16 protein-coding genes and 1 riboswitch are annotated in these 21,684 nt (G+C 45.5%); of the genes, 11 read left to right on the top strand and 5 right to left on the bottom strand.

What is annotated here, in order from left to right; translation table 11 throughout:
• Positions 1-58: 58 nt before the first annotated feature.
• A complete protein-coding gene (gene lysC / locus R7P35_RS16755; RefSeq protein ID WP_042523508.1) occupies positions 59-1,411 on the bottom strand; it encodes a lysine-sensitive aspartokinase 3 in 1,353 nt (450 codons plus the stop codon).
• Positions 1,412-1,512: 101 nt separating this feature from the next.
• Positions 1,513-1,691: riboswitch (Lysine riboswitch) on the bottom strand.
• Positions 1,692-1,911: 220 nt separating this feature from the next.
• Here lysC and R7P35_RS16750 point away from each other — a divergent pair.
• Complete coding sequence (locus R7P35_RS16750; protein WP_017821323.1) at positions 1,912-3,033, top strand: pyridoxal-phosphate-dependent aminotransferase family protein; 1,122 nt, start codon at positions 1,912-1,914, stop codon at positions 3,031-3,033.
• Positions 3,034-3,092: 59 nt separating this feature from the next.
• Here R7P35_RS16750 and R7P35_RS16745 read toward each other — a convergent pair whose 3' ends face one another.
• From R7P35_RS16745 to R7P35_RS16730, 4 genes are all read right to left on the bottom strand, one after another.
• On the bottom strand, positions 3,093-4,874 hold the full coding sequence (locus R7P35_RS16745; RefSeq protein ID WP_042523506.1) for a PglL family O-oligosaccharyltransferase: 1,782 nt from the start codon (positions 4,872-4,874) through the stop codon (positions 3,093-3,095).
• Positions 4,875-4,941: 67 nt separating this feature from the next.
• The gene (gene uvrA / locus R7P35_RS16740; protein ID WP_025767594.1) at positions 4,942-7,764 is read right to left on the bottom strand and encodes an excinuclease ABC subunit UvrA; all 2,823 of its coding nucleotides are present in this window, start codon (positions 7,762-7,764) and stop codon (positions 4,942-4,944) included.
• Positions 7,765-7,913: 149 nt separating this feature from the next.
• A complete protein-coding gene (galU, locus tag R7P35_RS16735) occupies positions 7,914-8,786 on the bottom strand; it encodes a UTP--glucose-1-phosphate uridylyltransferase GalU (RefSeq protein WP_005381239.1) in 873 nt (290 codons plus the stop codon).
• Positions 8,787-8,945: 159 nt separating this feature from the next.
• Entirely contained in the window at positions 8,946-9,590 is a 645-nt protein-coding gene (locus R7P35_RS16730; RefSeq protein WP_005381237.1) for a LuxR C-terminal-related transcriptional regulator, read from the bottom strand.
• A gap of 277 nt (positions 9,591-9,867) precedes the next feature.
• On the opposite strand from R7P35_RS16730, the gene R7P35_RS16725 reads away from it, so the two are divergent.
• The 10 genes from R7P35_RS16725 (at position 9,868) to R7P35_RS16680 (ending at position 21,683) form a co-directional block, all read left to right on the top strand.
• Positions 9,868-10,407, top strand: coding sequence for a single-stranded DNA-binding protein (locus R7P35_RS16725; protein WP_005387798.1), 540 nt, complete (start codon positions 9,868-9,870; stop codon positions 10,405-10,407).
• A gap of 242 nt (positions 10,408-10,649) precedes the next feature.
• Positions 10,650-12,659 (top strand): RNase E specificity factor CsrD, encoded by a 2,010-nt coding sequence (csrD, locus tag R7P35_RS16720; protein ID WP_005381201.1) that lies wholly within the window; start codon positions 10,650-10,652, stop codon positions 12,657-12,659.
• A gap of 11 nt (positions 12,660-12,670) precedes the next feature.
• Entirely contained in the window at positions 12,671-14,116 is a 1,446-nt protein-coding gene (locus tag R7P35_RS16715; protein ID WP_047103665.1) for a hypothetical protein, read from the top strand.
• The gene (gene gspM, locus R7P35_RS16710) at positions 14,113-14,763 is read left to right on the top strand and encodes a type II secretion system protein GspM (protein ID WP_005381197.1); all 651 of its coding nucleotides are present in this window, start codon (positions 14,113-14,115) and stop codon (positions 14,761-14,763) included. Before R7P35_RS16715 ends, gspM begins: the two co-directional genes overlap by 4 nt.
• Entirely contained in the window at positions 14,756-15,088 is a 333-nt protein-coding gene (locus tag R7P35_RS16705) for a hypothetical protein (protein ID WP_005381196.1), read from the top strand. Before gspM ends, R7P35_RS16705 begins: the two co-directional genes overlap by 8 nt.
• A gap of 20 nt (positions 15,089-15,108) precedes the next feature.
• On the top strand, positions 15,109-16,749 hold the full coding sequence (gene mshL / locus R7P35_RS16700) for a pilus (MSHA type) biogenesis protein MshL (protein ID WP_005388471.1): 1,641 nt from the start codon (positions 15,109-15,111) through the stop codon (positions 16,747-16,749).
• 44 nt (positions 16,750-16,793) lie between these two features.
• Entirely contained in the window at positions 16,794-17,639 is an 846-nt protein-coding gene (locus tag R7P35_RS16695; protein ID WP_033907419.1) for an ExeA family protein, read from the top strand.
• A complete protein-coding gene (locus R7P35_RS16690; protein ID WP_025767599.1) occupies positions 17,636-18,730 on the top strand; it encodes a tetratricopeptide repeat protein in 1,095 nt (364 codons plus the stop codon). Before R7P35_RS16695 ends, R7P35_RS16690 begins: the two co-directional genes overlap by 4 nt.
• Entirely contained in the window at positions 18,727-20,451 is a 1,725-nt protein-coding gene (locus tag R7P35_RS16685) for a GspE/PulE family protein (protein WP_005381188.1), read from the top strand. Before R7P35_RS16690 ends, R7P35_RS16685 begins: the two co-directional genes overlap by 4 nt.
• An 8-nt stretch (positions 20,452-20,459) precedes the next feature.
• Positions 20,460-21,683 (top strand): type II secretion system F family protein, encoded by a 1,224-nt coding sequence (locus tag R7P35_RS16680; protein ID WP_318092373.1) that lies wholly within the window; start codon positions 20,460-20,462, stop codon positions 21,681-21,683.
• The last annotated feature ends 1 nt before the right edge of the window (position 21,684 follow it).

Below are 21,684 nucleotides of genomic sequence, written 5' to 3'. Positions count from 1 at the left end.
AACTAATGAAACAACAAAGGGCTGCAGATACGCAGCCCTTTGTTTTATTGAGTTGAACTTACTTCTCAAACAACTCCGTGTGGAGTTTTTGTATGGCTTGTTTCGATACCGATTCATGGAGCAAGAAGCATAAGTTGTGAGGGCTAGCGCCATAACAAATCATGCGTAGGTTAAAATCTTCTAGCGTGCCAAAAACCTGTTTCGCGTAGCCTTTACTCTCACTCATGTTGTTACCAATGAGAGCAACGAGGCATAGGTCATGTTCAACTTCTACCTTACATAGCTCTTCTAACTCTTCTCGTACAGCTTGCGGCAGCTGCGGCGCGCCGCCGGATGTATCGGTTTGATCAAGTGTTAACGATACACTGATTTCAGATGTTGTGATCAAATCGACAGAGATCTTATGCTTTGCAAGGATCTCAAAGACCTTTGCTAAGAAGCCGTATGCGTGGAACATATTGGCGCTGCGTAGCGTTACCATGGTTTGGTTACAACGCAAAGCTAGCGCACGGAATAACGGTGAGCTTTCGACTTGGTGGCGAATCCAAGTTCCCCCTTTTTCTGGCTCTTTCGATGACCCTACAAATACCGGAATGTCGTGGCGTAATGCGGGTACTAGCGTAGAAGGATGAAGGATTTTAGCGCCAAAGTTAGCCATTTCTGAAGCTTCACTAAAGCTGATCTCAGGAATTGGTGAGGCTTTTGGCGCAATTCGCGGGTCTGTTGTGTAGATGCCCGGAACATCAGTCCAGATTTCTAGCCCTGCCGCTTTAACGCTCTCAGCAATTAAGGCGGCGCTGTAATCGCTGCCCCCTCGACCTAATGTTGTTGTATTACCGGCTTCGTCAGATCCTATGAAGCCTTGAGTAACAACAACGGATTGTTGGCAAAGTGGTACGAGTTTATCTTGCGCAAGCGTCGAAATTGCTTCAATGTTTGGCTCCGCGCGACCAAAGTTGTCATCAGTACGCAGCACATCGCGGATATCAAAGCGCACAGCTTGAATGCCTCGCTCACACATTAACTGAGTTAGAATATGCGTCGACATGAGTTCACCACATGCGACTAAATGATCGGTTAACTTCGCACTAGCTTGGATAGATGCAGCCTCGGCCAGGCTGGTTACGGTATCTAATATGCCATACACCTCGGCAGCAGTTTTCGTGCTGTCTTCGAGCTGAGTTAAAATGGCGTCATGAATGTTGGCCAAATTTTGTAGCAGCTCAGTACGGTGCGTTTGATCCTGAACACCGTTGGCGAGTTCTACCAATAGGTTGGTGACGCCAGAGCAAGCGCTGCTCACGACCAGGCGAGTATTTGGATTGTTTTCGATAATGGTGGCGCAACGACTCATTGCCTCAAAGTTGGCAACACTGGTTCCACCGAATTTAGCTACGTTAAATGCGCTCACTGCGTTCTCCCACGGCTTCCTAAAAAATTGTACATCCAATGTTTAGTGAGAAAAGGAACAGAGCAAAAAGAGAGGTATTTAGAATGCTATTTGAAAAATTTACCCTCAGAAGCCCTTCATCAGACTGCGCTGATGACAGTTGATGGGATTCAGCCCAATTCAACCGACAAGTCAAATCCTGCAACTTTGACTTACCTCGGCACTACTCCCCCTCAATGATTGGTGTTGGAATTGCGGTTCCACAAATCATCTACCTGGGTAGCGCTCCTCTTCTACATAAAGCTCAAACATTGAACGGTTTTGAGGCCTTAATGTCAATCAATATTTCAACCTTTATGGTGTTTTTTATTAACGATTTTGTGACACTGGTTTGACCTCCATACTTACGGCTAATTGCTGATAGAGGAAAAATCTATTAGGGTGAAGAACCCTACACCTGAGCCATGTTATTGAATAGAACTTTTAGAATGCTCAGGATAAAAGATAATCAAGGAGCTGACATGTCGATCCAAAGCTTTATTCCGCCTCACCGTATTTTAATGGGACCTGGTCCTTCTGATATTTATCCTCAAGTGTTACAAGCACTAAGCCGTCCTACGGTAGGTCACCTTGATCCTCTGTTTATCGGTATGATGGATGAGCTCAAGCAGCTATTGAAGTATGCCTTTCAAACTGACAATGAGTTCACTATTGCGGTTTCAGCGCCAGGTAGTGCAGGGATGGAAACCTGCTTTGTAAACTTGATCGAGAAAGGCGATAAAGTGATCGTTTGCCGTAATGGTGTATTTGGTGAACGCATGCGCGAAAATGTCGTCCGTGCTGGTGGTGAAGTTGTTATCGTCGATGATGAATGGGGGACGCCTGTTTCCATTGATAAAGTCGAGCAAGCACTCGAACAGCACCCAGATACAAAAATTCTTGCTTTTGTGCATGCGGAAACCTCAACTGGTGCAGTCAGTGATGCTCAAGCATTGGGTAAGCTCGCGAAACAGCATAATGCATTATCTATTGTTGATGCGGTGACATCGCTTGGTGGTGTGCCGTTAAAAGTGGATGAATGGCAACTGGATGCGGTTTACTCTGGTAGTCAAAAATGTTTGTCATGTGTACCTGGACTCTCACCAGTGACGTTTTCTCCTGCCGCGATTGAAAAGATTCAAGCAAGAACAACACCAGTACAGAGTTGGTTCCTCGATCAGAGTTTAGTTTTGGGGTATTGGAGTGGAGAAGGCAAGCGTAGTTACCATCATACGGCGCCAGTTAATAGCTTGTATGCGCTTCATGAAGCTTTATTGATACTGAAAAATGAAGGATTAGAAAACGCTTGGGCTCGTCACCAACTGATGCATGAAAAACTCAAAAATGGCTTACAAAAGTTAGGATTTGAATTTGTTGTGGACGAAGCCCATCGGTTGCCACAATTAAATGCGATTTACGTGCCTGAAGGAATTGATGAAGCAAAAGTTCGTGCTCACTTGCTAGAAACCTATAACCTAGAAATTGGTGCAGGCCTTGGGGCATTAGCTGGTAAAGCGTGGCGTATTGGCTTAATGGGTTACGGCGCTCGATCTGAAAACGTTGCGCTGTGCTTAAAAGCGTTAGAAGAGTCACTCACTGAATAAAATCATACAGCAATGAGATAAAGAAAAGCGAAGGTCATCCCTTCGCTTTTTTGTACTTATTACTCTGCACCTGAAGTGGGGGCTGGTGAGGCAGAGATTGCTTGAGAAGGTGGTTGGTAATTGACGTCACTGAAATCAATCTTCGGGAACAAAAACTGCGCTTCAGCTCTAATTTGCTCCGCTTTACTTGAGTCATCTAAGCCTTGGTAGGCCAAAATCAAATTATTATAAAATGCAGGGCGAGGCTTATCTTTGATGATTTTTAGCGACCAATCGATATAAGGCTGAATCAAGGTTGCGTCTTGTTGGTACAGCCCAAGGTTTAAAAACGTGCTATAGACATCCCAATCAAACCTGTCTTTCCAAACCGCAGGGTTACTGACTTGATTCAGAATATCAGGGTTAGTTGGCCTAGTGGTCTCAAACTTCGTCAATACATAGTTCGTATGCAATGCGCTTACCATGTAAAACGTAAACGCAACGGGAAGTACCAAACTAAAAACACGCAGCAAGCTTTTGGTCACATTACTAAAGCCGACTTGTCGATAACGAGAGACGCGCTGATCTACCCAGTACAGCAGGATAACGAAGATCAACCAATGCACGAGAGAGTGGTAGAAAGGGTATTCCAGTTGCGAGTGCAATACGATAGGTATAAACAAGGCCAGCAACGCAAGACGAGTTCCGCGTTTGGCTTGATAGATTCGATACAGTACCAGTGCCATCGCTAAGAAGATGCCGAGTATTGGCAGCAAGCCACCTTCTACTCCCCAGTAAAGTAGCTCATTATGCGGATGATCCATGGCTGGCAAACCAGCTGGGTAATTCTCATTTAGGGCATGTTGACGAGCCGTATACAGCATGTACTCAGATTCAAACTTGCCATATCCATAACCAGTAAAAGGCTTTTCAATCACCATGTCTAATGTTTGTGGAAAAGTATACGCTCGAGGAGACTCCATATTTACTTTTTCTGCGGCTAACCCACCTCCATCAGGAAAGGCAAGATGCATGACAACGACTGAGAGTAAGAGCCCACTTACAAGTGACACAACCCAGCGGATAAAGCGCCCTTTGGTTGCAAAGCGGTACATGTATGGAATGACCAACAACACGGCGATGACCGAGGCTAACCAACCAGTGCGTGAAGCCAACGCCACAATTAGTGGTAAAGTTAAAACTGGTACGGCATAGAGAAGGTAAACATCGCTTAACTTACGGTCGTATTTGTAGGGCTGACGTGCAAGTAAATAGCTGGCAATCACCAACCCTGTCGCAAGAAAGCTGGCCATTACATTGGGCTGTTGGAAAATACCATAAGGACGATTGGCCACCGTGTCGTAACCAAACGGATTGCCTGGTTTGAGATACAGATATTGTGTCAAACCAAAAATGGCTTCGATAACAACCGCAAGGACAATGAACCATAATAGGCGTTGGCGATGTTTATTACTGAAATGAAATTGTTGTAAGACAATAAAGAACAGGACACCACACCACAGGCCAATGAGCTTATTGGCTGCCAAACTGCTATTCGCATTTGGGTACAGAATGGGCACCGTCATGATAAGAGCACTAATGAACAAGCCGATGGTTAGTTTTGAGTAACGTAGTACTCGATTATTCGCAAGTTGGTAACACCCAATGCCTAATGCAAAGCTAAAAGCAATCCAAGTTGTCGCATTGAACGAAAGCGAAAGCCCCGAACCGCCGGGGTTGGGCATGAAAAAGTGCATTGCCAACACAAATAGTGTTGCCAAGGCAATGAGAAACTTGCGATTGAGGGGAACCTGTACTTTTTCGGGAGAAAGCTTTGTTCCACTTACATGTATAGTAGCCATAGTTATTGCGTTGTTTTGAATGAAAAAAGACCAGCACTTGCTGGTCTCGATACTTTACCTGTTTTTTCTACTTCAACATAGGCTTGAGGAAGTGAGCTGTGTGCGAACCCTCGATTTGCGACACATCTTCCGGAGTGCCTTGAGCTATTATCTCGCCGCCACCCTGACCCCCTTCAGGACCAAGATCGATAATCCAGTCCGCAGTCTTAATGACGTCCAGGTTATGCTCGATCACCACGACAGTATTTCCGTGGTCGCGAAGTCTGTGCAGTACAGTGAGCAACTGCTGGATATCATGGAAGTGCAAGCCGGTTGTTGGTTCATCCAAAATGTACAAGGTTTTTCCTGTATCACGTTTGGATAGCTCTCGCGCCAGTTTCACACGCTGTGCTTCACCACCGGAGAGTGTTGTTGCCGCTTGACCCAATCGTATGTACGACAAACCCACATCCATCAGTGTTTGTAGTTTGCGAGCGATGGCAGGAACTGGATCGAAGAAGGTGCGTGCATCTTCGACCGTCATTTCTAGCACTTCATCAATAGTTTTACCTTTGTAACGTACTTCGAGCGTTTCACGGTTGTAGCGTTTACCGTTACACACATCACATGGCACATAAACATCTGGTAGGAAATGCATTTCTACTTTGATAACACCGTCACCCTGACAGGCCTCACAACGACCACCGCGTACGTTAAAACTAAAACGGCCCGGCTTGTAACCGCGAGAACGCGACTCCTGTGTGCCTGCAAACAGTTCACGGATTGGTGTAAAGATCCCCGTATAGGTTGCAGGGTTAGAGCGAGGTGTACGACCAATTGGGCTTTGATCGATATCGATGACTTTATCGAAGTGCTCTAGACCTTTAATCGATTTATAAGGTGAAGGCTGAGCCGTTGTCGCTCCGTTAAGTTGGGTATGCGCAATTTTAAAGAAAGTATCATTAATCAGCGTTGATTTACCTGAGCCAGATACTCCTGTAATACAGCTGAATAACCCAACAGGAATTGAAAGGTTAACGTTTTTAAGGTTATTACCTGTAGCGCCTAATAGCTCAACCGTTTTTTTCGGATCTCGCGGCGTACGATCTTTCGGTACTGCGATTTCTTTAACACCACTTAAGTACTGACCTGTCAGAGAATTCGGATTCGCGACTATCTCTTCCATGGTGCCTTCCGCAACAACATTACCACCATGTACGCCAGCACCAGGACCAATATCTATGACATGATCTGCACAGCGAATCGCATCTTCATCGTGTTCTACCACAAGTACGGTATTACCTAAATCGCGCAAATGAGTCAGTGTTTTTAGGAGTCGTTCATTATCACGCTGGTGGAGGCCAATCGACGGTTCATCCAGAACATACATCACACCAACAAGACCTGCACCAATTTGGCTTGCTAAACGAATACGTTGAGCTTCACCGCCTGATAAGGTTTCAGCACTGCGTGATAAGTTTAGGTAGTTCAAACCGACGTTAACTAAGAATTGCAGGCGGTCGTTGATTTCCTTCATCACTTTTTCAGCGATTTGGGCTCGTTGACCTTCCAGTTTCAAGGAATGGAAGAACTCCAATGCATCAGCAATGCTGAGTTCAACAATCTCAGGTAGTGTCGTATCAGCAATAAACACGTTACGTGCTTCGAGGCGTAGACGAGTACCGCCACAGCTTGAACAAGATTTAGTGGAGATGTATTTTGCAAGCTCTTCACGGACAGAGTTGGATTCTGTATCACGATAGCGACGTTCTAGGGTATTCAGAATACCTTCGAATGGATGGCGTTTAACGCGAATATCGCCACGATCGTTGATGTATTTAAACTCAATCTCAGTACGACCTGAGCCCTTTAGAATGACATCTTGTGTTTTCTTTGGCAGAGAATTAAAAGGGGCATGGAGGTCAAAACCATAATGATCGGCCAATGAGGTGAGCATTTGGAAGTAGTAGTAGTTCTTTTGATCCCAACCGCGAATCGCACCTTGTGCCAAGCTTAATGAATCATCTTGAATGACTCGACTTGGATCGAAGTATTGCTGCACACCCAAACCATCACAAGTGCCACATGCACCAGCAGGGTTGTTGAATGAGAAAAGTCGCGGCTCTAACTCTTGCATGCTGTAACCACATTGTGGACAAGCGAAGTTGGCGGAGAAAATAATCTCTTCACCGTCGCCATCCATTGGCGCGACAACTGCAATTCCGCCTGATAATTCGAGTGTTGTCTCGAAAGATTCGGCCAAGCGCTGTTGTAAGTCTGGACGAACTTTAAAGCGGTCTACCACAACTTCAATGGTGTGCTTTTTATGTAGTTCAAGGGTTGGAGGATCGGAAAGATCGCAAGTTTCTCCATCAATACGCGCACGAATAAAGCCTTGAGCCGCTAAGTTCTCAAGCGTTTTAACATGCTCACCTTTACGTTCTTTGACAATAGGCGCCAATAGCATCATTTTGCTGCCTTCCGGCATCTCTAGGACTTTGTCCACCATTTGGCTGATGGTTTGCGCAGCAAGAGGGGCATGGTGCGTTGGACAGCGGGGTTCGCCCACACGAGCATACAATAGACGTAAGTAGTCGTAGACTTCGGTAATTGTACCGACGGTTGAACGCGGGTTATGAGAAGTAGATTTCTGTTCAATAGAAATCGCAGGTGATAACCCTTCAATGTGGTCGACATCGGGTTTTTCCATCAGAGACAAAAACTGACGAGCGTAGGCAGAGAGAGACTCTACGTAGCGTCGTTGGCCTTCTGCATACAATGTATCGAAAGCGAGAGAGGATTTACCGGAGCCACTTAGTCCAGTAATGACAATCAGTTTATCGCGAGGGATTGTAAGATTAATGTCTTTAAGGTTATGGGTTCGGGCACCGCGAACTTCTATTTTATCCATCGTTTTTGCTCTATGTATAACCAAGTGGGGCAAGTATTACATAGTGTGAGAAATGTGCAAAGAAAATTACTGGATAAAAAAACAGTAAAGTAAAAAGCCCAGCGTTGTACTGGGCTTTCGATACAGTAATTTCGTACTACGACGATGCTTTATACTGCTTTTTGTGTTGCGTGCTTACCTAGCTCAGAGGTTTTTTCATCTTTTAGATACAGGTTTTCAAAACAATAGTTAGTTGCTTCGATGTAACCTTCAACGCTACCACAGTCAAAGCGTTTGCCCTTGAATTTGTAAGCCAATACACAGCCCGCTTTTGCTTGTTTTAGCAGCGCGTCAGTGATTTGAATTTCACCACCTTTACCTGGTTCAGTGTTTTCAATCAGTTCAAAAATATCGGGAGTCAGGATGTAGCGGCCAATGATAGCAAGGTTGCTAGGTGCCGTGCCTTTCTCTGGTTTTTCTACCATGTCGTCTACGCGGTAGATGTCGTCTTTGATCATTTCACCAGAGATAACGCCGTATTTGTGCGTTTCTTCGGCTGGTACTTCTTGCACTGCAACGATAGAACAGCGGAACTGCTTAAATAGTGCCACCATCTGAGCCAGTACGCCCTCTTGCTCGTTCACACAAAGGTCATCAGCAAGAACAACAGCAAATGGCTCATCGCCTACCAATTCTCGTCCAGTTAGAATCGCGTGGCCCAAGCCTTTCATTTCGCGTTGACGTATATAAGTGAAGTTTGCAGATTCAATGATTTCACGGATATCTACCAACAGCTCTTCTTTGTTGGTACCGCTAATCTGATGTTCCAGTTCGTAGTTCTTATCAAAGTGGTCCATGATCGAGTGCTTGCCACGACCTGTCACAATACACATGCCGTTCATACCAGCTTGGATTGCTTCTTCGACACCGTATTCAATAAGCGGTTTATTCACGACTGGCATCATCTCTTTTGGCATAGATTTCGTTGCCGGTAGGAAGCGAGTGCCATAGCCTGCAGCAGGGAACAGACATTTTTTTATCATTGGGGGAATATCCTATCTCGTTTTTATCAAGAATCTGCGCATAACTTTAACACGAGAGGTATCAATGAATCATGAATAAAGTAGGAAAAAATGTGAGACTCGGTGCGGAAAAAAGATGAGCGACTCGTCATTTCAGTTATCAGAGCCGCTCACATTGCATCATGACATTAAGTTTTGGTCTGCCCAGGCGATTGCCTGTACTCGGTTCTTTACGGATAGCTTTTTGAATATCTGATACAAGTGCGATTTGATGGTGAATTCACTGACGAATAACTCCTCGGCCATCTGACTGTTCGAGGCGCCAGCTTGTAGGCAACGCAGTACTTGTAGCTCACGAATGGTTAGGTCTACCGTAGCTGGTGCAGTATGAGTATTAATGACATTGCGGTAATAGTGTAAAAGTTGACTGGTTACATTACGCGGCAGCCAGTTTTGACCGTTAACAATGCCTTTTAACCCTTCTCCAATTTGCTCTAGCGTATCTTCAGAATAAAACACACCTTTTAATTGACCAAATGAAAGAAGTTCATCCGTGGTTAGTCTTTTAGGCACGTTGAAGACAACGGTTTCAAAGTTTTTCCATACAAGAGGCAAGTTTTTGATCGATTGAACAAGTGATTTATGTTCACTGAAGTCGATCAGTAGAATTTTATTACGGTGTTGTGGCTTGGCTTCCATGAGTGCTGCGGTTGAAATCACCGGGATGCTCATATCAACGTACTTTTCGAGTGCCGCCACTTTTTTTTGCGCATTATCTTCCATACTGATCAGAAATAGCTTTCTTGCGTAAGCCGACTTTCTCACGTGTTCCAATCTCCCTGGGTTCAATAGAAGCCATAAACTGGCATTAAAGAGAGGCCATAACCATCGCTTTACTGAATAAATGCGTTCGAATTCAAAGCTTCACGAAACGATGTCTGCAACGCGAATCAAAAATGCTACACACGTAAGTTGAAATACGATTTGGGTTCTAGAGGATGACTCAATAGATCACAATGGTATTAGACTTTAATCAAAACATTAAAGCGTGCTATTCTAATGCGCTAAAATTTTATATATCCAGAGTGAAACGGAGCACATCATGGCCAGCCGTGGAATTAACAAAGTTATTTTGGTGGGGAATCTAGGTAACGACCCTGAAATTCGTTACATGCCGAATGGCGGTGCAGTAGCAAACATTACTATTGCGACTTCTGATTCATGGCGTGATAAAGCGACTGGCGAACAGCGCGAAAAAACGGAATGGCACCGTGTTGTGTTATTCGGCAAACTTGCGGAAGTAGCAGGTGAGTACTTGCGTAAAGGCTCTCAAGTTTACATTGAAGGGCAACTGCAAACTCGCAAATGGCAAGATCAAAGTGGCCAAGATCGCTACTCAACTGAGGTAGTTGTTCAAGGCTTCAATGGTGTTATGCAAATGCTTGGCGGTCGTGCTCAAGGTGGCGGCGCACCAATGGGCGGTCAACAGCAGCAACAAGGTGGATGGGGTCAGCCTCAACAGCCAGCTCAGCAGCAGTACAATGCGCCTCAGCAACAGCAACCACAACAACAGGCTCCGCAGCAACCACAGCAGCAGTACAATGAGCCACCAATGGATTTTGACGACGATATCCCGTTCTAAATTCTGCTTATGCTTGAATCGAAAAGGCCGCGAATATCGCGGCCTTTTTTATTGTCGCAATCTAATGATTTCACAGGCTTCTCTTGGCAAGGTTAGGCGTAACAATAAAACTTATCAATGAGTGTGATTTTCTTTATGCTCCAGCCTCTCACTATCAGACTAATCCGATTGTTTGATGAACTCTTATCAAGTATAAATATTTCAATAAGGTATATGATGAATAAAAAAGGAATTTGGTATTCATGAGGTATACCCCAACTCTTAAGTTAAGCACACGGCTGGTGGCCTTTGTCACCATGATCGTTATCTGCGCCATGTTTATCTTGTTTGTCGGTGGCACCCTCTCTTTTAAACGTCTTGGGCAGGAATATCTCACCCATTATTTAGAAGGGATCGTAGAGGTGGTCGACAAGGAGATGGAAGATCCTGACGCCGCTTATTCTATGCAGCGCTGGATGCCGAAAATGCTGCAGGCTTCCAATATTGTCGAAATGACGTTGTCGACCAACAACGCCGTTGTTTATCGCTTCAAAGATACTTCTCATCAAATGGAAGCGTCAGTCTTGTTTGAGGCAGAGTATCAGCTGACTCACAATCAAGATTACACGATTCACTTTAAAGCAATTCCCCCTTACTTAGGTTACAGCTACTCAATGCAGGCGCTTTGGTCGATCACGCTTGCCGTTATATTGATCATCTTCTGCTTAATGCGCGGCGTGGCATGGCTTAAGGAGCAATTAGAAGGCTCCGAAATGCTCGAAGAGCGAGGCAGAATGATCCTGGCTGGTAGGGTGGAGCAGTATGCCAAAGGTGACAAAAAAGAATGGCCTTACACCGCCAGCGAAGCGCTCGATGTATTAATCGAAGAGTTACAAGATGCGCGTCAAGAGCGAAGCCGATTTGATACCTTTATTCGAACTCAAACCTTCCTTGATAAGCTAACCGGTACCGCTAACCGAGTGTTATTTGATAGCAAGTTGGAATCGGCGTTACTAGAAAGTGGGGCTCGCGGCGCCGTGTTGCTAGTGCGTATTCAAGACTGGAAACTGGTTGAGGAAGAGCAAGATAAGCAAATTACGGATGAGTTTATTGTTGAAGTTGGGAGTTTATTGTCCAATTTAGTTCAACGATACCCAGATGTTGTATTTTCCCGTTATTACGATGCTGATTTTGCGCTTTTTCTACCGCACCAAAGTGCGAAAGATGTGGCTAACCTCGCCTCGCAATGCATTCGCCAGTTAGAAAAGTTAATGCCGCCAGAGCCACTTGATCCAGACAACTGGTGCCATATTGGCATCACCACTTATAAAGAAGGTGAGCGACACAGCCAAATCATTGATGAAGCCGAGACTGCTTTGCGTAGTGCGCAACTACAAAATAACAATAATTGGAGTCGCTTCAAAAAATGGAACCACGATGAAGAAGCTCGCGGAAGTGTGAGGTGGAGAACGTTATTTGACACAGCACTTACACCTGAAAGTGTGATACTCTACGCACAATCTGTGCACCCAATAAGTGACGCGACGCATAAAAAATCATTATATGAAGAGTTAACATGTCGGATTCGCGATCCTGAGAATGGGATTGTTAAAGCGTCTCGGTTCATTTCTGCGATCAGACAGGTTGGTTATGAAGCGCAAATGGATAAGTCGGTTATTAATAAATTCTTAAGAGAGTTTAAGGATAATTTTGATAACTCAAGATCGTATGCGCTCAATTTGAATGTAACGCCATTTTCTAACCGAGAGTACTTTAAATGGTTTCGTGATGAACTCTTACAGTTGTCACGTGAGCAGAGAAAGTGTCTCAGTTTTGAGTTTGTTGAAGCACAATTTGTAAGACACTTAGACTTTATGCGACCAGTCGCTAAAATGCTGGCCGGTTTAGGGTGCCACTTAATGGTTGGGCAGGCTGGGCGTACCATCGTCAGCACTCACTATTTAAAAGAGGTGGACATTCGTTACCTTAAACTTCATCGCAGTTTAGTAGCAAAAATCGACCAACGACATGAAAACCAGCTATTTGTCCGCAGTATGCTAGGTGCGGCGGCAAACAGTAAAACTAAAATTATAGCAGTGGGAATTGAGAATCAGAACGAGCTCAACACATTAATTGAGCTCGGGGTTTATGGTGGGCAAGGGCGTTACTTTTCTGCGGAGCAGCAGTTTCTTCCTCGTCCCCAAGCGTTGCCGAATTCTCAATCAGAATCCCAAGTTAAATTGGGAAGACGAAATCGCTGGCGGAAAAAATAAAGATAATAATCATGGATTTCAAAGCACTATTCGACAAGCTTAAGCGATCATCTAGTGGTGGTCGCTCCTGCTTTTTGGTTATTCAGCCAGACGCCGTTTATTTATCATCTTCAATCAAAAGTAGTCGTCCATACCAATTTGATATTTCTGAGTCCAATTGGGAAAAAGCCGTTGAGCAAGCATTGAGCGTTGCAGCGAGTGCGTATGATTCATTAACGGTTGTTCTTTCTCATAACTATTACCAGATGTACCAAATCGACAAACCGGTCATGCCGCGTCAAGAATGGCCAGCCGCATTACCGTTTTTGTTGAAAGAACTGATCTCTGAGCGCGCCATCGACATTATTGCCGATGCGGTCGAGTTACCGAATTCAACCAAAGTGCAAGCATACGTCTTATCGCGAAAAATATTGGATAAGATTGTGTTACTGGCCAGTCGATCCCAGTTACCATTAGAAGCCATTCTTCCTGAAGACGATATTTGGGGAGAGACTGCGGGTGAACTAGGAAACTTCCTATTATTACAACGCAGTGTGCGTGGTCATTTCCGTATAAGCGCTTTTGTCGAAAATACTATTGCGTTCCACCGCTCTATTCGCAGTGTGACGCCACCGTTAACGGGGGTTCCGTCTAGCGATTTACAGATGGACAGTCTGTCGTTAGAACTGCAACGTTCGATTGACTATCTTTCATCTCAGTTACGCCACGTGCAATTACATCAATTGAAAGTGTGCTGTGATGAAGAGGATGAGAGCGAGCTTGTTCAGGCTCTGAACTACCGTTTAAGTACTAAGGTTTCACCGTTATTACCACCAGAACATGAGCTATCAGGACATGTTTTGGCTGACACTGCGGCTACTTCAAATACTCGACGCGTCAACTTATATCCCGATTACTTAAAGCCGAAAAAAGAGCTCCTGACGCTAAAAAATATCGCGTTATCTTGGGGCGTTGCGGCGGCTGCAATTCTATTTTCTTACGGTTATGTCACTTGGCAGAGCAGCGGTTTGGAAGATGAGATTGCTATTGTAAAAAGTAAAGGCGATATCATGAAGTCAGAGCTTGAACGTTATCAAGTCAAGCTACGTAAGCATCAACCTGACAATAATAAGCTGGCAGCTAAAGCCCGCTTAGAGCGTGAAGTCAAGGCGAAGCGAGACTCGCTTAAAGCTGTCGGGAAATACGATGACTCGCAACGCACGGGTTACTCTGGCGTGATGCAATCATTAGCGAAGCTAGGAAACCAAGAAATTTCTTTGTCCGAAATTCGAATCAATACCCATACCTTAGACCTGAAGGGACTAGCGAAAAAACCGAGCTCAGTGCCAAATTGGGTCAGCCAATTTAAAAATGAAATTAGCTTGGTTGGCCGAACGTTTGACGACGTCAAAATAGGTCGAAATGATAAGGATATTGTGACGTTTGAACTAAAAACGCGCGAGGATAAAGAGAAATGAACGAATTCTGGCTCTCATTAGAAGGGCGCTTTGGCGAAATGAGTACGCGTGAAAAAGTGCTCACCGCATTGTGCGGTTTAGTTGTCGTGATCATGTTGCTCTTTACGCTGGTATTGGAGCCAAAGCTTAACGAGATCATCAGTAATGAGAGGCAACTAAGTAATTTAAAGCAAGCCAATCAAAAGATTGAAATCGATACGCTACGTATTCAGGCGCAACTTAAGAAAGATCCAAATGCTGAGATTGATCGCGCGATATCTAATCTGTTAGCTGAGAGTCAGCATCTTTCGATGCAATTAGCGGAGATCATCGAGCATCTTATTACACCTTCGCAAATGGCTGAGCTGCTTGAAAATGTGTTGGAGCAGCAAAGTGGCATTCACCTTTTGTCTCTGCAAACCTTGCCATCTGAGCCAATAACGGAAGATAAAGAAGCATCGCAATACTCTGGTTACTACGTGCATCCTGTTCGTATGGAACTGACTGGTGACTATTTTTCTATTGCTAATTATCTGAATAAATTGGAGAGCCTTCCTGCGAGTTATTACTGGCGCAGCTTTAGTTATAAAGTCGAAGAGTACCCGAAAGCGAAGCTTGTGTTAGAAGTCTACACACTAGGATCTAGAGAGGAGTTTATTGGTGGTTAACAAACTCATCATCTCATTGCTTGTTATGGCAGCGGCAGGAACCGCTTGGGCAAACCAGGACCCAACGGCCCCACTTGGTTGGGAAAAGCCAGCGGTTGAAACGTCAGCGAAACCAAAAGTTAAACGGTATCGACTGCCTAAGCTCAACAGTATTGTGTGTAAGCCAAGTACTGATTGTATCGCGATTATGGATAACAAACTTGTCGAAAAAGGCGAGCTATTTAAGGGTTATCGCGTCGCGAGCATTAATAGTGAATTTGTAACTTTAAAGCGTGGTAACCGTCAGTGGGACCTAGAGCTTTTTGATTTAAACGTAAAACAATAATAACCAGAGCCCGATCAGATATGCGCAAATTAGTTGTAGGAATAACGATTGCTTCTTTAATGGGATGTTCAATGGGTCATCGGAATCCAGTGGAAGTTAAAGAAGCGCTCAATGAATCGATCAATCAAGCGAACAGCCGCACATTGGAAGAAATCCCTTCTTCTGTTGAGGCAGACTTGATGCCAAATTTAGACTCGAACGTTGCATCAGAGCAAGGCACCTCGAAGCGTTTTCGTATTCAAGCGAATGCGGTCGATGCAAGAAGCTTTTTCGCTTCGTTGGTGAAAGGCACAGAGTACAGTGTGGCGATTCACCCATCGGTACAAGGTAATATCACTGTCAACTTGTCAGATGTGACATTGGATGAAGTTCTGAATGTCGTACAGAATATGTATGGCTATGACGTGGTGAAGTCTGGCAAAGTTATTCAAATCTACCCAGCAGGTATGCGTACGGTGACCATTCCAGTCGATTACCTGCAGTTCAAGCGTTCTGGTCGCTCATTAACCAGCATTGTTACGGGCTCTGTAACCTCGGCTGGTACGTCTAATTCTGGTGGTAGCTCAGACAGTTCTGACTCGTCAGACTCTAACAATGGAAACAACAACGATAGCTCGACCACATCTACGGGTGGTACACGCATTGAAACCATCACTGAAAGTGATTTCTGGCCGATGCTGCAGCAAGCTGTTGCGAATCTAATTGGTTCAGGCAAAGGGCAAAGTGTGGTTGTAACGCCACAAGCGGGAGTTATTACGGTTCGAGCATTTCCAGATGATATTCGCGAAGTACGCGAGTTCTTAGGTGTATCGCAGGAGCGCATGCAGCGCCAGGTCATTCTTGAAGCTAAAATCCTAGAAGTGACGTTGAATGATGGCTACCAACAAGGCATCAACTGGTCAAACTTATCGGCGTCAATTGGTAACTCGGGTAGTATCGTAGTCAACCGCCCTGCGTCGACATTACCACCATTGGATGCGATTGGCACGCTATTGGGCGGTCAAACCAACGTGACTATTTCGGATGGTAACTTCAATGCCGTGTTGAGCTTTATGTCTACGCAAGGTGACTTGAACGTCCTTTCGAGCCCTCGTATTACCGCTGCCAACAACCAAAAATCTGTCATCAAGGTCGGTACCGATGAGTACTTTGTTACCGAGCTATCGAGTAATGCAGGCAACGGTGAAAACTCAAATGCAGTTCCTGAAGTGGAACTGACGCCATTCTTCTCGGGTATTTCCCTCGATGTGACTCCGCAAATTGATAACAAAGGCAATGTGTTCCTGCATGTTCACCCCGCAGTTATTGAAGTCACGGAAGAAGTGAAGCAATTGAACTTGGGCGGAGATTTCCAAAACATCCAACTGCCATTAGCGAAAAGCTCTATTCGTGAATCAGACTCGGTTATTCGTGCTAAAGATGGCGATGTTGTGGTTATCGGCGGGTTGATGAAACAGCAAAATCGTGAGCTTGTTTCTAAAGTCCCATTTTTGGGCGATGTACCAGCACTGGGGCATTTGTTCCGCAACGTGAATAACGTAACTGAGAAAACAGAATTGGTCATCTTGCTAAAACCGACCGTAGTTGGCGTGAACTCTTGGCAGAAAGAGCTAGAGCGCTCTCGTGATCTGCTGCAAGAGTGGTTCCCAGATGCGCAATAAGCGCTGGGAAAGGTTCTGTTTTTCAATAGGTTTGTGATTCGAGTATGTACTTGTCACACTTTGGATTCCGAGTTCAGCCTTTTTCGTTAACCCCAAATACAGAAATGTTCTTGGGGTTAGTCCCTCACTATGAGGCGATCCAAACCATCCTAGCTGCCGTGCAAATGGGAGAAGGGGTGATTAAGGTGACGGGAGAAGTCGGCACTGGAAAAACCATGGTATGCCGTAAGCTGATCGAGCAGATTGAATCTGAAGTTGAGCTTATTTACTTACCCAATCCAGTGTTGAATGGGGAACAGTTGCAGTTTGCTGTCGCCAGAGAGTTGGGTATCGAGAACGATGATCCGCTGCGTATCGTTTCCCTCATTCAAGAGCACTTGATTCAAGTACATGCCTTGGGAAAGAAAACCGTCTTGATCGTTGATGAAGCGCAAGCTCTTTCCCCACAAGCTTTAGAAACATTGCGTCTATTTGGCAACCTAGAAACGGAACAAGATAAGCTCATTCAATTGGTGTTATTCGGACAACCTGAGTTGGATGAAAGATTGGCTAACCATGAGCTAAGGCAATTTCGTCAACGCATTACGTTTAGTTGCCAGTTACGTCCTCTCTCTATCGATGAAGGCGTGGCTTACATCAATAATCGTTTAGATAAAGCAGGCAATGGGGCGCACATTTTTTCTATTGAACAGAAAAAAGCGATTTGGCGTTCATCCATGGGGATTCCGCGCTTGATAAACCAAATTAGCCACAAGTCGTTGCTTGCTGCATTTAATGAGCGTTGCACACTATTGAAAAATCATCACGTTTACGCCGCTATGCACGATACGTTTGATGCCCGTAAACCTAAGTTTAAAACACCCGTATTTTGGGGATGGAGTCAACCTTGAGTGCCATCAATAAAGCATTATCAGAACTTGCTGAAAAAACATCGCCGTCAGAGCTTACTCGTGCGGAGATTCCAAGTGTCTCACGCAGTAAACCTTGGCTTTGGCTTGTCGCCGGTTTTTCGTTAAGCCTTGCGGTTGGTAGCTGGGCGGTCTCTCGCGGTCCTGTCCCTTCAGGCGAGCTATCACAGTTTCAAACCGACGCTATGCCACTGTCGTCTGTGAATGTCTCACCAATTGTTTCATCGGAGCGCACTCACTCGCCAACGAGTAAAATGACGCCCGATACAACTCATGTGGTTTACACCAAACCAGCCACGCAGCCAGTAGCGCAACAGCCTCACATGCAAGAGACTGATAGGTTCACGCCAAGATCTGAGATAAATACCGCCTCTGAAGAGGCAGTTTTACTCGCGCAGTTAGCAACGATGCCGAGCGAGGAACAATACGATCCCGTAACCCACACGACATCAGAAAACAGCTCAATGCGTATTGAGCAGGTTGAGCTTACACATCGTCAGCTTTCTCTTAAGGCAGTTAGTCGAGCGGAAAAAGCACTCGATGCTAACGATATGCAAACGGCGTTATCGGCTTATGCCGAGGCGTTGCGTTATGAGCCAATGAATGCAGACACGCGTCAAAAGCTATCAGCGTTGTACTTTGGTAAAGGTGACACGCGTAAAGCATATGAGATTATTCAAGAAGGTATCAACCTAGATACGAACAACCAAGTACTTCGCTTGGCCTTGTCTAAGTTGTTAGTGAAAGCTAATCAACCTGAAGCGGCGCTGAGCCCGCTTGTTCATTTGCCTCCAGTACCAAGTCGAGATTACTTGGCGATGCGTGCGGCATTGGCACAAAAACACAAGCAAAATGACATTGCGCTTGAGAGCTATCAACTCCTAACTCAGCGTGAGCCGGAAAACGCGCGCTGGTGGTTAGGTTTGGCTATTCAACAAGAGCGCGCCCTGGCTTTTACTGCCGCGATCAACTCTTACAACCAAGCTCTGGGTAAAGTTGGCATTTCGAATCAATCGCAAGCATTTATCCGTGACCGTTTGAGCATCTTGAAAGAGTTGGAGAGCGCACAATGAAAATTCAGTTGAGAAAACGCTTGGGCGATCTTCTGGTTGAGGAAGGTATCGTCTCTGAAGAACAAATCCAGCAAGCACTAAACGCACAACGCAGTACCGGGCAGAAGTTAGGGGATGCGTTAATTGACCTTGGCTTTATTACTGAAAAGCAAATGTTGGACTTCTTGTCTCAGCAGCTTGGTTTGCCACTGATCGATCTTGGTCGTGCGCCTGTGGATGCCGAAGCCGTGCAGATTCTACCTGAGGTACACGCACGTCGCTTACGTGCGATGGTCGTTGCTCGAAATGGGGACACACTGCGCGTTGCTATGAGTGACCCTGCGGACTTGTTCATCCAAGAATCATTGATGAACTTGTTGGGCCAATACAACCTTGAGTTCATTGTTGCTTCAGAGCGTCAGCTTATTTCAAGCTTTGACCGTTATTACCGCCGTACTAAAGAGATAGCCTCCTTTGCTGAACAGCTGCATGAAGAGCATAAAGATGTACAAAGCTTTGATTACGGTATTGATGAAGCCGATAGTGAAGAGGTTACCGTTGTAAAGCTGGTTAATTCCATGTTTGAAGATGCGGTACAGGTTGGAGCTTCGGATATTCATATTGAGCCAGACGATCAAGTATTGCGTTTGCGCCAGCGTATTGATGGCGTATTGCATGAAACGCTCTTAAATGAAGTGAATATTGCATCGGCTTTGGTTCTTCGACTGAAGTTGATGGCACACCTAGATATTTCTGAAAAGCGCTTGCCGCAAGATGGCCGATTCAATATCAAAGTTCGTGGCCAATCAATTGATATTCGTATGTCGACGTTACCAACGCAGTACGGAGAATCTGTAGTAATGCGTCTGCTTAACCAGTCCGCTGGTTTGCGTCCGTTAGAAGAGTCGGGCTTGCCGCCAGACTTGCTTGCTCGCTTACGTCGACAGTTGGCGCGTCCGCATGGCATGATTTTGGTTACCGGGCCGACAGGTTCCGGTAAAACCACCACGCTTTACGGCGCATTGAGTGAGCTCAACGAACCTGGGAAAAAGATCATTACAGCAGAGGACCCGGTTGAATATCGTCTGCCTCGTATCACTCAGGTACAGGTTAACAGTAAGATCGATCTAACTTTCTCGCGTGTTCTTAGAACCTTTTTACGTCAAGACCCAGACATCATTCTTGTTGGTGAGATGCGTGACCAAGAGACGGTAGAAATTGGTCTGCGAGCTGCACTAACGGGTCACTTAGTATTGAGTACTCTCCACACCAACGATGCTGTCGACAGTGCGTTACGTATGATCGACATGGGTGCGCCGGGTTACTTGGTTGCTAGTGCAGTCAGAGCTGTGGTGGCGCAGCGTCTTGTGCGCCGAGTTTGCCCCGATTGTAAAACAGAAGACCACTTAGATGAGTCTCGCCAGCAGTGGTTAGCTGGGCGTTTCCCAAATCAAGTTAGCACCATTTTTTATAAAGGCGCAGGTTGCCAAAACTGTAATTTGACTGGTTATCGAGGCCGAATCGGTGTGTTTGAAATGCTCGAACTTGAGCAAGAGATGATGGATAAATTGCGCGCCAATGATGCGGTTGGCTTTGCGCAAGCCGCGCGCCGCTCAGAAAACTATAAGCCACTGCTTGCTTCTGCAATGGAACTGGCGCTACAAGGCACCGTCAGTTTGGACGAAGTGATGACCCTAGGTGAGGGCGATGCTTCTGGTAAGACTGATCCCATTTTCATATAGGTAAGTGAATGCCAACTTTTCGTTATCAAGGCCGCACGCTAGACGGCTCATCCACTAACGGCAAAATCGAAGCAGTGAACTCAGAAGCTGCGGCGGAAGCATTGATGAACAAAGGGGTCATCCCGCTCAATGTACGGTTAGAGAAAGAGTCGGCAAAAAGCCAAGTGAGCTTGTCTAAGCTGTTTGTGCCTGCTATTCCGTTGGAAGTAATTATTCTTTTCTCTCGCCAGTTGTTTAGTTTGACTAAAGCTGGCGTACCTTTGTTGCGCTCTATGCGTGGCTTGTTGCAAAATTGCGAAAACAAACAGCTCAAAGAGGCGCTAGAAGATGTCGTTTCTGAACTGAGTAATGGCCGAGGTTTGTCTTCTGCGATGCAGCAACACAGTAAAGTATTCAGCCCACTGTTCGTTTCTATGATCAACGTCGGTGAGAATACGGGTCGGCTTGACCAAGCGCTATTGCAACTGGCGAATTACTACGAACAGGAACTTGAGACTCGCAAACGCATTAAAGCGGCGATGCGTTATCCGACGTTTGTCATTATCTTTATCACCATCGCCATGTTTGTATTGAATATCTTGGTGATCCCTGAGTTTGCATCGATGTTCACGCGCTTTGGGGTTGAGCTACCACTGCCGACGCGTATTTTGATCGCGACTTCTAATTTCTTTGTTAATTATTGGGTGTTGCTGGTTGTGGCAATGATTGGCGCGTTTACGGTGTTCAGAGCGTGGGTGGCGACGGCTGATGGTCGGGAGAAGTTCGATAAGTTTCGGCTTCGGCTGCCAATTGTAGGCGATATCGTTAATCGTGCGCAGCTTTCTCGTTTTGCCAGAACCTTTTCGTTGATGCTGAAATCAGGTGTGCCACTTAACCAGTCTTTGGCTTTGGCCGGGGAAGCCTTAGGGAACCGTTTTTTAGAAAACCGAATTCTTGAGATGAAGTCCGCAATTGAAGCGGGTAGCACCATTTCAGTGACGGCCATCAACAGTAAAATATTCACCCCATTGGTGATTCAGATGATTACAGTAGGTGAAGAAACTGGTCGTATTGATGAGTTGTTGCTGGAGGTGTCGGACTTTTACGATCGAGAAGTCGATTACGATCTAAAAACGCTGACCGCAAGAATAGAACCATTACTTTTGGTGATTGTCGCAGGCATGGTCATGGTGCTGGCATTGGGTATCTTCCTACCAATGTGGGGAATGCTCGACATCATCAAAGGCGGCTAAT

The organism is Vibrio sp. Vb0304, from assembly GCF_033338995.1.
Taxonomy (GTDB): Bacteria; Pseudomonadota; Gammaproteobacteria; order Enterobacterales; family Vibrionaceae; genus Vibrio; species Vibrio alginolyticus.
The sequence above is the reverse complement of the archived record's forward strand: the minus strand, read 5'-3'. Positions and strand labels throughout refer to the sequence as shown.

Bases quoted from the DNA above. Each gene is read 5' to 3' on its own strand.
- uvrA (WP_025767594.1), bottom strand. From the start codon at position 7,764: ATGGATAAAATAGAAGTTCGCGGTGCCCGAACCCATAACCTTAAAGAC.
- R7P35_RS16685 (WP_005381188.1), top strand. From the start codon at position 18,727: ATGAAAATTCAGTTGAGAAAACGCTTGGGCGATCTTCTGGTTGAGGAA.
- R7P35_RS16695 (WP_033907419.1), top strand. From the start codon at position 16,794: ATGTACTTGTCACACTTTGGATTCCGAGTTCAGCCTTTTTCGTTAACC.
- csrD (WP_005381201.1), top strand. From the start codon at position 10,650: ATGAGGTATACCCCAACTCTTAAGTTAAGCACACGGCTGGTGGCCTTT.
- gspM (WP_005381197.1), top strand. From the start codon at position 14,113: ATGAACGAATTCTGGCTCTCATTAGAAGGGCGCTTTGGCGAAATGAGT.
- R7P35_RS16715 (WP_047103665.1), top strand. From the start codon at position 12,671: ATGGATTTCAAAGCACTATTCGACAAGCTTAAGCGATCATCTAGTGGT.
- R7P35_RS16750 (WP_017821323.1), top strand. From the start codon at position 1,912: ATGTCGATCCAAAGCTTTATTCCGCCTCACCGTATTTTAATGGGACCT.
- R7P35_RS16745 (WP_042523506.1), bottom strand. From the start codon at position 4,874: ATGGCTACTATACATGTAAGTGGAACAAAGCTTTCTCCCGAAAAAGTA.
- R7P35_RS16725 (WP_005387798.1), top strand. From the start codon at position 9,868: ATGGCCAGCCGTGGAATTAACAAAGTTATTTTGGTGGGGAATCTAGGT.
- mshL (WP_005388471.1), top strand. From the start codon at position 15,109: ATGCGCAAATTAGTTGTAGGAATAACGATTGCTTCTTTAATGGGATGT.
- galU (WP_005381239.1), bottom strand. From the start codon at position 8,786: ATGATAAAAAAATGTCTGTTCCCTGCTGCAGGCTATGGCACTCGCTTC.
- R7P35_RS16680 (WP_318092373.1), top strand. From the start codon at position 20,460: ATGCCAACTTTTCGTTATCAAGGCCGCACGCTAGACGGCTCATCCACT.